The sequence below is a fragment of the Flavobacterium sp. FlaQc-28 genome, from assembly GCF_044007415.1.
Taxonomy (GTDB): Bacteria; Bacteroidota; Bacteroidia; order Flavobacteriales; family Flavobacteriaceae; genus Flavobacterium.
This window is the reverse complement of sequence record NZ_JBIPCM010000014.1, coordinates 1-15,533: the sequence shown is the minus strand read 5'-3', so window position 1 is coordinate 15,533 and position 15,533 is coordinate 1. Positions and strand designations below refer to the sequence as shown.

Sequence of the window (15,533 nt, the reverse complement as noted above, 5' to 3'; positions counted from 1 at the left end):
TTTTGACTCTGATTACTTAGTTGAATAATATAAATCTGAATCGTCTAAAACTTTCCATTCACTTGCTTCTTTTCCTTTCCATTTTATGGTTATAGTTTCATTACTCTTACTTTGTTTCAGTACATAAATTGAAACAGGATGATAGCCTTCTTTTAGATTCACCTCCTGAATCAGTTCTTTATTTGATTGATAACCAAAATCAGCGTCAAACAAACTAGCATTGTGCAAACGCATATAAGCCTTACCTGATGTTTTCAATGAGAAATTGTATTTTCCATTGGCAGGAACTTTTATGTATCCTTTGTAAAGAATCATACCGGTTTTACTTGTTTCTGCTTTACTATTTATAGAAGTACTTATTTTACTAGATTGTGCTTTAAGCCCTTTTTCTGAAACGACCCAAAGAAAATCCCCTGCAAAAAAATCTTCTTTGAATCCAGACAAAAGCTTTCTTGAAATCTTAGCGGCAGGAATTAAAGCATTGTCATAAGGGCGAGGTGCTTCAGTATCTGCATGACGCGTTTGTAAAACGGAAGCCTTCATTTGCATTTGCATTTTTTCGAATTCAGGCTTAACCGCTAAATTATTTGTTTCCTTTGGATCATTTACAACATCATAAATTTCGAAGTTATCTTCGGGAGATTTAATATCATAGCGAACTCCTGAGTAATCCCCTATTCGTATCATTTGCATTTGTCCGCGTTTACGGTTTTTGTGTGTCGAATTATCGTCCTTAAAATCTGGCGTTTTTCCATTTTCAAAGTATTCTACATATATTAAACTCTGCTCCTGTTTTCCTTTTCCAATTAATGAAGGCAGTAGTGAAACACCATCAGTTCTTGCGGGAGGAATAACTCCGGCTGCCTGCGCAAACGTAGCCATCCAATCTGATAACATTGACGGAGTTGTAACAACTTTTCCAGCTTGAATATGTTTGGGCCAATTTGCCAAAACCGGCATGCGAACACCACCTTCCCAACAATCTCTTTTAATGCCATCGAAAGGACCATTGCTAGAGAAAAATGTAGGTTGAAATCCTATAAATTGCGATGGCAAATACGATTCAATTGAAGCGCCATTATCTGATGTAAAAACCACCAGTGTATTTTCGTCTATTTTTAAATCGTTCAATAATTGAAGTATATCGCCCACTGCATCATCAATTCGGCGATTGGCAGTTGCATATCTTTTAAAAGTATCCGGCCACGGCACCTCTTTTGTCGCTGGATTATTGTCATCATCATAAGCAGCATTTGCATAATCTGCATGCATATAAGAATCTGGAGTACCAGAAGCAGTATTAATCATCTGTCCAGGAGTTCCCGTCCATTGCAAACCTCCATTTAATCCTTTTCCGCTTGGATATTCTTGTGTTGGCAATTCTAATACTGCATGAGGCGCATCATACGCCAAATACAGAAAAAAAGGTTTTGAAGCATCTTTGCTTTTTGCGTGTTCAACAATTCTTTTTTTTGCCATGGCTGTCCATAAATCGGTTGTATAACATTTTGCTAAACCTTCAGCCACGTTATTATAGTCGTCATAAACCTCTCTTTTGCCGCGATACAAACCCTCAACTGGATAATGTTCATGTCCGTCAACGTGTCTCATATAACCATAATACGAATCGAAACCACGCTTTAAAGGATGTGAGGGCCAATTCGGGCCAGTTTCTTCAACTCCTTGCAACCCCCATTTTCCAATAGCCATAGTTTGATAGCCCGCTTGTTTTAAAACTGTTGCCAGCGTATGATTATCTTCTAATCCTTTGTCGAATTGATTGTCTCTAATATGAGCATTTCCCTGATTAACACCCGTCAACAAAGAACTTCTAGAAGGCGCACAAACTGGAGCGTTACAATATTGCTGTGTAAACATGGCACCAGTAGCGGCCATCTGATCTAAATAAGGAGTAATTTGATAGGGCTTTGATCGATCATTAGCTTTCATTCGCTGATTTTGAAAAAATACACCTATATCACCATAGCCCATATCGTCAACTAAAATATAAATGATGTTGGGCTTTTGTTGTGCGAAAAGAGAACTGACTGCAAAACATAAAAAGATCAATATTTTTATTTTACTCATATTACAAAATTTATTTTTTTAACTTAAAATGTTTAGCTCTAAAAAACTTTAGAAACTGTTCTAAATCTTTAACTGCTAAATACACAATCATCTTATGAAAAGTTTACAAAACAAAATACCGTGTTTTAAGTAAGAAAAACAAAAAACACCTACCAGAAAAATTGGTTGATTTATATAATAAAAAAACAGCTCGTAACTGAGCTGTTTTATTTAATTTGTAAAATGGTTAATACTAAATACCTTTTTTGTATCTATATTTGAGTAATCTCAAGAACTACACTCGTTTCTACTTTAGATGAAGAAACTCGCAGCCCTACATTCATTAAATAATCTCCAGTATGAGATTCTCCTGACTCTTCCAGAGTTTTCTTGGCTTCGGGCATTAAATTGATCTCTTCTACTTTATACTTTTTGTTTGGGTCTAATCCTTGCAAACGAACTAAATTATACTGAGGATCATAAAGCGGATGCAAAGTATAAGAAAATAAAACTGCCTTACTTTTGGTATCATCAACATACATTAATACAGCTCGGCTTTCATCATACGGCGATACCATACGGTACATATCACCGTGCCAAATTACGGGGCTTAATCGCTTATAATTCGCGACAGCATCTTGACAATATTTCAATTCATTTTCTTTTAGTTCTTTTACATTAATATCAAAACCTAATTTGCCCATCATAGCCACATCGGTTTTAAATTTGATTGACTGATTTCCCCATGATGTTACGTGATTACAAATAGAAAATGCTGGAAAAAACTGCGAATAACCCCATTGTATAAATACTCTATTATAAGGATCTGTATTATCACTGGCCCAAAATTCAGTGAAATATTTAAGAAGTGCATAATCTGTTCTTCCCCCGCCGCCAGCGCAAAGCATCATGGGCAGATTTGGGTATTTTGTTTTAATTCTGTCTAAAACTTTATAAAGTCCTTTTGTATATTCGATAAACAAATGTGACTGCTGATTTTTTAGATAAGTAGAATACGCATTCGTCATCATTCGATTACAGTCCCATTTAAAAAATGCCACTCCAGAATTAGTCTGCATAATATCATCTACTGTTTTAAAAACAAAATCCTGTACTTGCGGATTACTTAGGTCTAATACTAATTGAGTACGGTAATAACTTTCTGGTCTATTTGGAAGTTTTAAAACCCAATCTGGGTGTTTTTCGTATAATTCACTTTTTGGATTAACCATTTCAGGTTCAATCCAAATACCAAATTTCACTCCGGTTTTCTGTGCTTCTTGAATTAAAAAACCAATACCATTTGGCAATTTCGTTTTAGTAGCCTGCCAATCTCCTAGTCCTGATTTATCGCCGCTTCGCGGATATTTATTTCCAAACCAGCCGTCATCCAACAAAAACATATCAACACCAAGCGTTTTGGTATCAGCAAACATATCTGTTAGTTTTTTTTCATCAAAATTAAAAAAGGTTGTTTCCCAATTGTTCAATAAAGTCAATCTTGGTTTATCACCATCTTTTATACCGTATTTCCCAGCCCATTTATGCAGATTTCGACTGGCTTGTCCTTTTCCTTTATTAGAAAAAGTATAAATAAATGACGGTGTCGTAAATATTTTACCGGGTTCAAGATTGTATTCTGAAGCAAATGGATTAATTCCTGAACTTATTCGAAGTGAGTTTTTATTATCTAACTCAAAAGCAAGTTTAAAATTCCCTGACCAAGCAATTGTTCCCGCCACAACTTCTCCTGAGTTTTCTTCTGCTTTAGCATTAAGCGATAAGAAAAAAACAGGTGTTTGATACATATTGGTTCGAACTCCTAATTTTGAGTCGATTACCTTTGTTCCACTCGTTAATTCCGTTTCCAGCATTCGTGCTTCTTTTGCCCAATCACCATGAAATTGAGTTAACCAATAACGATCAGCATCAAAATGAAGCATTGAAGATGCATAATTGTACAACATTATGGGTTTCTTTTCGTGATGCACAATTTCTGTCCATTGTTCAACAATATTCTCCTTATAAAAAGCCTTATAATGCAGTGTTACTTCGACTGGATATACGGGATCTTTTAACTTTATAATGGTTTCTGTGGTATTATCATCTATTTTATCGACACGATGACTTACATAAATTAACTCAAGAGATGGGTTTCCGTCGTTATGGGTTACACGAATAGCAGACTCGAACAAATTATCAGTTCCATAAGTTGGGTACGCCAAATGTCTCAAGTTGTTCAATGGATTTCCGTCATTTATTACGAATGATTTTGTGTTTTCTTTTGAAAGTGCATCATATCCAGAATTTCCGTTAAGTTTTGCTCCTAAATACGTTTGATACAATAAGCCGTTTTTTCCCGCTTTTAAAATCAAAGCTGAGCCTTGTGTTTCAATTTGTATTTGTTTCTCTTGTGCATCAGCTTTATAAACTAAAGCGGTAAGCATTAATAAAAAGATTATTTTTTTCATAAAAATAAGTAGTTGGTAGTTATAATGTGGGTATTATATGTTATTTATAATTAAATCAACAGATAGTAACTTGTGTTATTGCATTATAGAATTCACAATAAACTATATTATTTTTTCTGTTTATATTATTTATTTGCGAAAAATGAAATTCAAAAATATCACATTCACATTTACAAACATACTGGTGCCTACCAGTTTCTTTTTAATAAATGCTGCGCTTCTAAAAATAGTCCTTGTTTGAAATAATTTAAGAATGCTAAAAAATCATCATTTTGCTGAAAACTCGATCAATAAAAAGGATTCAAAAAAATAGCTTAAACCATCTTACTTAAAAACTGCGCTGCTGGAAAAAAACCTACCAGTAAATTGATTTTTTTCTTTTTATTTTAAATAACAAAAAAGAAAAACGAACATAACACACTGATAACAATAGATTTTACAGCAAAAAAAATCCTAATAAGTCAAATTCGAAATTGAACTGATACAAGTTTAATCTTGTACATATTTAACTTTCTACAACTGGTATGGTTCAAAAATTAAAAAAAAGACAACCGATCGTAAAACTGTACAAAAAATATTTTTGATACTATATTATCCTTTTTTATAAAACGTAAACTACCCCTTTTTTCTACATTTTGAAGGGACAAAAAATAATCTTTCCGCTTTTAGATTAGCTGTGAAATATTTTCAACATTAAAAATAATACGCAATTCCCTTATTATCCACGGCTCCTTACTCTATAATTTATATTCATATATTATCCGTTTTCTTTTCATATTCTGTCAGATCATGATACTATTTTAGAGGTATGACAAACAAACTAGTTGGTACTGGTACGAAAAAATAAATAAACCTTTCTAATTTTGATTTTCAATTTTATCTCTTTCTGTAAAAATATGTACGAAACAGAATCATATAATAAACAGCCTGAAAAATGGCTATTTGCCCCTTATCTAAATTAAAAAATAAATGTAATGAAGAGATTATTTACAAAAACCCGAAAGCATTTTCTATTTGCATCGGCTGCACTTTGCTTTTTTACTAGTAAGCTCTTTTCTCAAGAAGAACGCCGCTGGCAGATTGATCAAGACGGATCTATTTCTTGGCAGATAAATAATAATATTCCGCATAAAGACCACATCGAAATGAGTGGTAAAAAAATCTCTTGCGTATTAAGATATGGTGTAGCGGCAGATGGCGCCTTTCATGCAACCCGCAGTTTGGTTTGGCCAATGTTGAGAACAATCCCAAATAATACTCATGCCAGTTTTACGCGTCAATTTGCGCAAGATGCTTTTGATTTGGTTACAGTGAATTATAAACCCATTGCTTCAGAAAAAGTAATTTCATTAACGCTGAACGGAACATTATTGGTTAAGAGTAAATCGGGTAATACTCTCGAATTAACGAGACAATTTTTCCCATCAACAACCTTATCTGGATATTGTGAAATCTATACTATTAAAAATGTTTCTGATAAAACTTGCGTTGTTGAGATTCCAAAATCAAATGCTGTATATACATCAGATCCAGCAAAAGGAACGGAAGGAAGTTATGATTTGCATGTAGATCTTTTTAATCATGGAAATTTTAATCTGCAGAAAAATGAGACTATTCGTTTTTCTATTTTCTATTCGGCAGGTCAAACAAACGAACAAATTCCAGTAGTAAATATTGAAGACGAAAAAGATAAACGCTTAAAATTAATCCATGAAATTTGGGACAAACTTATATTAGAAACGCCTGATGAAGTTTTGAATACAGAATTTGCTTTTGCTAAAATAAGAGCTTCTGAAAGTATTTTTGAAACCAAAGGCGGCCCAATGCACGGTCCGGGAGGAGAATCGTATTATGCTGCAATCTGGGCAAATGATCAGGCGGAATATATTGGACCTTTCTTTCCTTTTTTAGGATATGAATATGGTAATCAGGCATCATTCAATGCTTATTTGCAATTTGCCAAATTCATGAACAAGGAATACAAACCAATTCCAAGTTCGATTGTTGCTGAGGGAACTGATATTTGGGATGGCGCCGGCGACCGCGGCGATGGCGCAATGATTGCTTACGGTGCTGCACGTTATGCTCTTTCGAGAGGAAATAAAAATGAAGCCAAACAATTATGGCCATTGATTGAATGGTGTTTAGAGTATTGTCATAGAAAACTTAATTCTGATGGAGTTGTAATGTCTGATTCTGATGAACTCGAAGGGCGTCTTCCGGCAGGAAAAGCCAATCTTAACACTTCTTCTCTATATTATGATGCTCTTAACTCTGCTGTTTATTTGGGTGAAGCTTTAGGTAAAGACAAAACTCAGTTGAAGATTTATAAGACTGAGGCTGAAAAATTAAAAACGGCTATTGAAAAATATTTTGGTACTAAGGTAGAAGGTTTTGAAACTTATAAATACTATAAAGAAAATGATGTTTTAAGAGCTTGGATTTGTACACCGCTCACGATGGGAATTTATGATCGAAAAAAGGGAACTATAGATGCTTTGTTTTCTCCAAGATTATGGACGAAAGATGGTCTTGCCAGTATTGCAGGTGATAAAATATTTTGGGACCGCTCGACTTTATATGCTTTAAGAGGTGTATTGGCAGCGGGAGAAACAGATAAAGCGTTAGATTTTTTACATTATTACTCGAACCGTCGTTTATTAGGCGATCATGTTCCGTATCCTGTAGAGGCTTATCCTGAAGGAGATCAGCGACATCTCTCTGCCGAAAGCGGTTTATACTGCAGAATTTTTACAGAGGGATTATTTGGTATTCGTCCTACCAGCTTAAATAGTTTTGATTTTACGCCGCGACTGCCTAAATCTTGGCCTGTTATGAAACTACGTCAAATACACGCTTTTGAAAAAGATTTTGACATTACTGTAGAAAGAGTAAATAAGAACTTGAAAGTAACAATCTCTAATGGAAAAAAGATGCTGTTTACCAAACTTATTAAAGACGGAAGTACAATCAACATCAAACTTTAACAAGACAAAAAAGTTTACAAAAAAGGAGCTTCAAAAATATTGAAGCTCCTTTTTTATACTTATTTTTTTAATCTTATTTATACAAAATACAATACCGTTTTATATAAATCATTAGATGGTATTTGCTTTGTATTAAATTCTAAAACTGCAGACTGAATATCTTTATTTTTATAGGGATCAGTATTTTTAAAATACGACTTCAATTCATTAACAATCACTCTTTTTGTTTGGTAACCACCTAATACAACTAATTTGTTTATTTCTTCTAAAACTGGTAAATTACTATATAACATTTCATCAAATAAACATACTAAAGCTGTGGTTCCTTTTTTCTCTAATTTCAAAAACTCAATCAATTCATGATGACTGTAAACTACAAATATCGAACTGTTAAGCCCTTGAACTCTAGATTTATTACTGCTCAAAAAGGAGTCTTGAGTAAATTTAAACTCATCCTTAAAATTATTTTTAAACATTTTTAAAAACAAACCTTTATCGTCTCGCACTAAAACCTGTATCTTTTCCATCGTCAATTTCTTTACAATTAATACTCCCTAAACTGAGCCGATTACAGCTCGTTAAAATTTCATTTTAGGTTTTGTATTTGTTTATCTTTTTTTAATTTATATAACCCTGATAAACAAAGACAAAAGTATTTCATTTCAAAAACAAACACCTCCACAATAAGACATAAAAACCTCAAAATAAGACTTTTATTTCACTAAATATCTTAAAGAAATATTTAGTAAAAAGCAAAATAATTTGATAAAAGTATTGCGCTCTATTCTTTCAAAAACAAAGAATAGAAAATTTAGTATTTAATAAAGTTAAATCGATCAACAAACATAGATCCGATTAGCGGTATTGGTTTTCTTTTTTGATTAACAGCATTTACAATCCCTGCTATTAAAACAACCAATATACCAAAACTAAAAACGGTAAAGAAAGTTGAAATTACAGGATTAATAGAAAATATTGGTATAAAAGCACAGCCTAGTACTGCACTCAAAACACCTAATCCAAAAGACTGTTTTAGGTGATACTGCGCAAATGAAGACCTTCCTCCATTATGATAAACAAGAAAAGAAATCACCCATCCTACAAGTGTTAAGTAACTAATTATTGATATGGTTTTTCTGCTCATTCTCCTCTTATTTATCTTGATTTTTTTTAAATTCTTAACTGATTATATTTTATAGTTTTGTGATTATAAATTCACTTCTTCTGTTCATTTGATGTTGTTCTTCGGTACATTTTACACCATCAGAACATTCATTTACAAGCTGCGTTTCACCGTAACCTTTACCTGTTAATCTATTTGGTGAAATACCGTTTTTTATCAGCCATTTAATTGTCGATTTGGCTCTTCTGTCAGAAAGTCTTTCGTTGTATACGGCTGTTTGACGGCTGTCTGTATGCGAACGAATATCTATTTTCATTGTTGGATACTGATTTAAAACATCTAAAATTTTCACCAAATCCAAGGCCGCTTCAGGACGAATATCCGATCCGTCCAAATCAAAATAGATCATTTTAATATCAAAACATTTCCCTAAATCATCTCCTACTGCAACCTGACATGTAACTTTATCCAGCGAAATTGGCAAATACGTTTTTCCTGTTTCTGTTCCAATCGATGTGTGAACTTCTTTAGTTGCATAATCTTCTTTTTCAACTCTTACGTTATAGGTTTTTCCACATTCAACAGAAAAACTGTAAAATCCATTTAAATCTGAAATAACAGTACTTTTCAGAACCTGCATATTATCATACAATGAGACTTTGGCACCAGATAAAATAACTCCTGTCTGCGTATCTGTAATAATACCGTTTAACTCCTGAACACATTCCAGTTTGCGCGTTTCTAAAAACTTATAAATATCATCAGAACCTTGTCCGCCGTCTTTATTCGAAGAGAAAAAACCTCTTCTGGACTTAGTATCGATAACAAATGCAAAATCATCTTTAGAAGAGTTAATATCGGCACCGATATTTTTAATATTTGTTATTTCATTCCCGCTTATTTTACCAACAAATACATCTAAACCTCCAAGTCCTGGATGGCCATCTGAAGCAAAATAAATTTCGTTATCAGCTGTTATAAATGGAAAAGTTTCTTTTCCTTCAGTATTAATTGTTTTACCTAAATTTTCTGGAGAACCAAAACCTCCGCTTCCATTAATACTTACTTTATAAATATCTGACTGTCCAAATGTTCCCGGCATATCAGATGCAAAATACAAGGTTTTTTCATCAGGACTTAATGCTGGATGTGCCGTACTATAAGTGTCACTATTAAACGGAAGTTCAATAATGTTCGTCCATTTGTTATTTTCAAAAGTTGCTTTGTATATTTTAATTAAAGTAGTTTTATTACCATCTTTTCCTTTTTTGCCGTCAATAAAATTGTTTCTTGTAAAATAAACCGTTTTTCCGTCTTTTGTAAAAACAGGCGTCGATTCGTTGAATTTAGAATTGATTTTAGATTTTATCTTTTCGGGTTTATTTGGATTAAAATCGGCATCAATATCAGCTTGGTAAAGATTTGTAAAATGTTCCCCTGTCCATTTGTGAATTCGCTGTGCAAAATTACCAGTATCTCTGGCTGATGTAAACACTATTTTATTTTGATAAAATGAAGTTCCGTAATCTGAAAATTTACTATTTACACCTGCATCTTCAATTTTATATCTTCCTGAATTGGCTTTAATTTCTGCTAAATAATTTTTGTCTTTTAAATAGCGCTCAGCTCTTGTATCTTTATTTGATTTTTGAGCAAACAAGTCTAATATTTCATTTGCTTTTTTATCATTTCCAGCTGCTTTTAATGATTGTGCATAACGGTAATAATACTCTGGTTCTACTTCGCTTTTCATAGCGAACAATTCTTCGTACCATTTGGCTGCTTTCTCAAACTCTGAGTTGAAATAAAAAGAATTACCTAGTTTCTTGAACATATCTTCAGATTTGTATCCTTTATCAGCAATTCTTTCATAGGTTTTAATGGCGTCTATATAGGCATAATTGTTATAGTCTTTATCAGCAGAAACTGTCTGGTTTTGCTGGGAATAACTATTAAATGAAAAAACAATTAGTAAGGCGTAAACAAGTATAAAATTTTTCATTGTCAATGTAGGATTAAAAGAAACGTGGGGTTGTAATTTTACCATAGTTTTTAAAGAACTCGTATCGTAGAAATATTTCATGCGATCCTGAATTATAATTTTGCAGTTTTGTTGTTTCATGATCGTAGGCATATCCTATGTAAAGTCCGTCTGAAACCTGAAACCCTGCCATTGCACTCACCGCAGCGCTCCATCTGTATGCTGCTCCTACAACAAATTTATCGTTGAACATAAAATTAGCCGAAAGATCTACTTGCAAAGGTGCTCCTTCTACCATTTTTACTAATACCGCAGGTTTGAATTTAATGTATTGATATTTATCTAAATCAAATACATATCCTCCCATTAAATAATAGTTGATTCTATCTTTATAAATCGCTACATCATTATCATCGTAACGATTGGTTTCGATAAAATTTGGCACTGATAAACCAACATAAGCTTTGTCTGAATGCCAATAAACTCCAGCTCCGACGTTTGGAGAAATTTTATTTCTTAAATCTTGAAATTGCGGATCTCCTTGATCTTCAATGTTCAATTTATTAATATCTAAATTAAACAAATTAACTGTTCCTTTGATACCAAATGACAACTTAAAATTTGCTGATGTTTGAATTGAATACGATAAATCTGTTGAGAAATTATTCTCATTTGTTGGTCCAATTTTGTCATTAACAAGCGAAACTCCAATTCCTAAATTACTGTTGCTAATTGGTGAATTGACTGAAAAACTGCTCGTTTCTGGAGCACCGTCAAGACCTACCCATTGCGTTCTATACAAACCAAAAACACTCAAAGCTCCTCTTGATCCTGCATATGCGGGGTTAATACTTATGGTATTGTACATATATTGTGTAAACTGAGCGTCTTGCTGTGCACAGCAAAAAAAACCAGTTAACATAATAACCACTGTATAAAATTTTATTCTCATGCTTTTATCTTTAATAATTTAAAGCTGCTTAAAATGTACCTCAGCAAATTAATTTCTAGTTAAGTACAAGTATCCTGATTTTTTTAGTACCTGAGGTGAAGTTCCAGAATATTTAATGTTTATAATGTAAAAATAGGTTCCTGTTGGCAGCATCTCATTTTTTGATATGGTTGTTCTTCCTTCAGAGTAACCTCTAAAAACATTTCCATTAGAATCATAATTAACGGTGTCATATACTTTTATTCCCCAGCGATTATAAATTTCAACCGTATTGTCTGCAGAACATTCTGTCAGTCCGCCAATTTTAAAATATTCATTTTTTCCATCTCCATCAGGCGAAACAGCATTGTAAACTGTCAAAGTACTGCAAGGCAAAACAATTCCGTCATCGACTCTTGCTGTAGTAAACACGTTATATCCAGAAACATTTACAGGAGTAGTAACCGTTTTTTTATCACTATCTACAACTCCGCCTTCATCAATCCAGCGGTTTTGAGCTTCATCCCATCTCACGATATGTATTGAACTTTGTGGTGACACGAGAACGTCTGCCGGCGTAGTCGATGATTCATCCCAGCTTAAAGTCAGCATTACATCCGAATTTCCTGCAGTTTTATCTAAAGTCCAATATTCTTGATTATTGATAAGAACTATTTCCTTTGCTTTTTGACTATGAGGATATAAAGCATTAGAATCTTCTAAGAAGTATTTGCCTGTAAAACTGCTCAATATTTCCTTTGGTGCCGAGATACCTGCAAATCGGTATTTATTTTTATCACCAATTGGATAAGTAAAATCTTCTTGACCTATTTTTTGCACCTTACCATCAACATGACTGTTATCATTGACGTTAATATGTTTAGATTTATCCTCAAAAACTAACAATCCTCCGTATTCATCGTCATTAATAATTCCTTGCTGAAAATTAGCAGTACCGGAAATACTCACTTCGTTCGACAAATGAAAAGCGGGCTGAATACTACTGTTTTTAAATTCAGCGTCATTCCACTGCATAGGCATCGTTCCCGAAATTTGCTGAAATCCCGTAGATCCAATCATTCGTGTTATTCCTGAATGTGAACCTGAAGAAAAACTTACCAGTCCGTCATTATTATAATGACTGTACAAGATAAATTCTCCATCATTAAACAGATTTCCTGAACTTTTGTTATCCATTGCTCCTACTGTAGACATAGTTGTGCCAGATGTAATAAACAACTCTCCAACATTTACAGTCTGCGCTGTTACTATTCCGCTGAGAAATAATAAGAGGGTTAAAAAAATATTTTGAATTCTTGATTTCATAAGTTCTATTTATTGACTTACCGTTGTATCTAAATTTTTTAGATTTAACTTAAAAAAATAACGCTTTTAGTATTTAGCATTGCTTTTTGAAGGAAGCATTGGATTTGTAATTACCTGACATTTTGATACTGTAACACTTATCACAGCTTTCTTAGATCTAAACCCTTCATCTCCATAAGGCTGAAATGTTCCAGCCGGATATGTCTTACCTTTTATATTATAGGATACTTCTGCCTTACCTGTAAATCCTTTAACAGGATTGAATGTTACTAATCCTGAAGTTGAATTATAGGTAAAAGTTCCTTCTGTTGTCGTAATCAAAAACGGATTTGCAGCTGTTGTACCATCAGCATTAAGAAATCTAAATTGACTGTAATCTATATTACTTGAAGATGCTATTGGTATTCCGTGAGTTGGCCCACTATACGCAACATCGTTTGCATATGGATTTATAGTTACTGGATTATTTTTGCATATTGTTGCATTATCAGCAACTGCTTCTGCGGCATATGGTAAAACTACTTCTAAGCCCCATATTTTATGTATATCATTTAAACCTCCTGTTGAAGCTCCAAAACCAATTTTAAAACTATTAGGAATAGCAGTATTTAAAGTATGAGTTGTAGCTGCTCCTTCATTTAAAGAAGTATTATAGTCAGAGTTTTCTGGATTTGAATTTTCAGTATAAAGTATAGATTGCTTGTACCAATATTTATCGATTATAGTTCTAACTGTATTTTGATGCTGTATTTTTACTGTAATATTATAACCACCAAACTGATTAGGAACAAGTTCAATAAATGCTTTTCGATAATTTGCATTGTTAGGATCTGTTGTATAGGCTCCAGATCGAATATTAAAATTATCCGGATTTCCATTGTTATAGGAATATGCTCCTAAAGCAGTAAGTTCTGCACCTCCGTTTGACGTCCCTGTTGGAGTTAGTGTACTTTGGGTTGTAAGCACAGGATAACCTGTATAACCTGCTCCCCTTCCTTTATTATCCAAAGCACCTCCTCTAGCACCTCTTAAAGTAACATGACTGCTTCCTGAATTTGCCCAGCCTCCTGATGGAGCCGAAACCCCATTCAGCCTAGCATCACCTTGAAACGGATCTCCTTTAAAATTTCCATAAGAATCTAAAGCAATACCTAAATAAGCTCCAGAAAGTCCTTCGCGTCTATTGCCTGAATAAGAATCGTTTGCTCTTAAATAAGAATATCCCATTCCACGTCCATTTGTTCCAATTGTTGGAGTAACAGCAGCATCAAATAAAAATACGCTTATACCATCTGCTCCAGTTCCTCCATAAATTGCATATTCAAATGAAATTTTAATACCAACCGCACTGTTAAATTTTTTATTGTCAATAATAATTGCTCCAAATTTTGAATTGGTCGCCGGTGTCAACTCTAATCCAGTAGTTGTAAATACCGCAGCATTTGCAGTAGCTCCAGTTGGCAGAATTATTTCGGCAGGCTTTGTCGCAGAATTAAAGCTCTGTGTATACGGGAAATCACCATACACCTGTGCACTTACTGTTTGAACAGCTGCAAGAAGCAAAAAAACTGCCAGCTTATTATACCTTTTTAAAAATGTATTTTTCATAATAGTACGTTTCAAAAACATTAGTCTCTTACTTTAAATACAATATTCATAAATGAAGCTTCTGTAGGAACAGCGGTAGATTTAACTGTATAACTGATAACTCCTGATGCTGAAACCGTAACTGTATTAAATACATTAGTGTCAAAATAAGTCACAAAATAATCTAAATCTGCAGGTGCTAAAACAGGAAGTGATGAAGCTGAATTACTTCTAGCCTGCCCAGCAGAAGCACTGAATCCGAATTGTTGTGAATAAAAAGTATATACATTTAAAGTTTGAGTACCTGTTAATACTACGCCAGATGCATTATGAGTTGGCACTACAACAGAAGGTGCATAAAAGAATTTTGGCATTGCCGCTTTTACTTGTTTCAAAACACCTGTTGCAGGATCTGCAACAATAATGCGGTCTGCTGTTGATGTATAAGAACTTCCATTATAAATATTAGTATTATTACCCGTTTGCAAGCCACCAATTGCTAATGTATTTGCAGTAGAAGTCGTTACTGTAGTTGGTTTAATTAATCCGCCTCCTAATTGCATATTACCTGTAGTAATTGTTAAACCATTATCGGCAGTGATTGCGCTGGTTATTGCCGGTGTTAAATCTAATGCAGTAGAAGCAACTCCATTTACTGTTGTTGTCAGTTTAGAACCATTTAATGCATTTCCAACTGTATTTACTGCAGGTGCCGTAACACTAACGCCATTTACTACTGATGTAATTGTATTAGTTTGATTTGATAACGTATGTGTAGTTGCAGGTATAACAGCATTTATAACATAAGGAGCGGCTGTAGTTCCTGATCCAGTTATTGAAATATTATTTCCTGCATTTGTAACACCTCCTTGACCAGCTGGTCCAGTTGCTCCAGTATCACCTTTTACTCCTGCAATTCCTTGAGGACCTTGCGCTCCTGTATCGCCTTTTGCTCCAGTATCACCTTTTACTCCAGCAGTTCCTGCAACTCCTTGCGGACCTGTTGCTCCAGTATCTCCTTTAGCTCCTGTATCACCTTTTACTCCTGCAATTCCTTGAG

9 protein-coding genes and 1 pseudogene are annotated in these 15,533 nt (G+C 33.8%); 1 reads left to right on the top strand and 9 read right to left on the bottom strand.

Translation table 11 applies throughout. The annotated features are described in order from the left end of the window. Positions 1–12: 12 nt before the first annotated feature. Positions 13–2,088 (bottom strand): arylsulfatase, encoded by a 2,076-nt coding sequence (locus tag ACHRVL_RS22760; protein ID WP_395415558.1) that lies wholly within the window; start codon positions 2,086–2,088, stop codon positions 13–15. A 251-nt stretch (positions 2,089–2,339) separates the two neighbouring features. Continuing rightward, a complete protein-coding gene (locus ACHRVL_RS22755; RefSeq protein ID WP_395415557.1) occupies positions 2,340–4,538 on the bottom strand; it encodes an alpha-galactosidase in 2,199 nt (732 codons plus the stop codon). A 974-nt stretch (positions 4,539–5,512) separates the two neighbouring features. Between ACHRVL_RS22755 and ACHRVL_RS22750 the strand changes: the two genes are divergently transcribed. Further along, on the top strand, positions 5,513–7,525 hold the full coding sequence (locus tag ACHRVL_RS22750; protein ID WP_395415556.1) for a hypothetical protein: 2,013 nt from the start codon (positions 5,513–5,515) through the stop codon (positions 7,523–7,525). A gap of 77 nt (positions 7,526–7,602) precedes the next feature. On the opposite strand, the gene ACHRVL_RS22745 is transcribed toward ACHRVL_RS22750, so the two are convergent. The 7 genes and pseudogenes from ACHRVL_RS22745 to ACHRVL_RS22715 form a co-directional block, all read right to left on the bottom strand. Beyond that, on the bottom strand, positions 7,603–8,052 hold the full coding sequence (locus ACHRVL_RS22745) for a hypothetical protein (protein ID WP_395415555.1): 450 nt from the start codon (positions 8,050–8,052) through the stop codon (positions 7,603–7,605). A gap of 284 nt (positions 8,053–8,336) precedes the next feature. Beyond that, entirely contained in the window at positions 8,337–8,669 is a 333-nt protein-coding gene (locus tag ACHRVL_RS22740) for a DUF4870 domain-containing protein (RefSeq protein ID WP_395415554.1), read from the bottom strand. 49 nt (positions 8,670–8,718) lie between these two features. Then, complete coding sequence (locus tag ACHRVL_RS22735) at positions 8,719–10,650, bottom strand: OmpA family protein (protein WP_395415553.1); 1,932 nt, start codon at positions 10,648–10,650, stop codon at positions 8,719–8,721. A gap of 13 nt (positions 10,651–10,663) precedes the next feature. Further along, on the bottom strand, positions 10,664–11,581 hold the full coding sequence (locus ACHRVL_RS22730; RefSeq protein ID WP_395415552.1) for a type IX secretion system membrane protein PorP/SprF: 918 nt from the start codon (positions 11,579–11,581) through the stop codon (positions 10,664–10,666). Positions 11,582–11,629: 48 nt separating this feature from the next. Then, positions 11,630–12,886 carry a gliding motility-associated C-terminal domain-containing protein gene (locus tag ACHRVL_RS22725; protein WP_395415551.1) on the bottom strand — a complete coding sequence of 419 codons (1,257 nt, stop codon included), beginning with the start codon at positions 12,884–12,886 and terminating at the stop codon, positions 11,630–11,632. Between the two features lie 66 nt (positions 12,887–12,952). After that, positions 12,953–14,494: a hypothetical protein gene (locus ACHRVL_RS22720; protein ID WP_395415550.1), complete on the bottom strand. Its 1,542-nt coding sequence runs from the start codon at positions 14,492–14,494 to the stop codon at positions 12,953–12,955. A 20-nt stretch (positions 14,495–14,514) separates the two neighbouring features. Continuing rightward, a pseudogene (locus ACHRVL_RS22715) lies at positions 14,515–15,533 on the bottom strand (hypothetical protein); the annotation flags it as partial.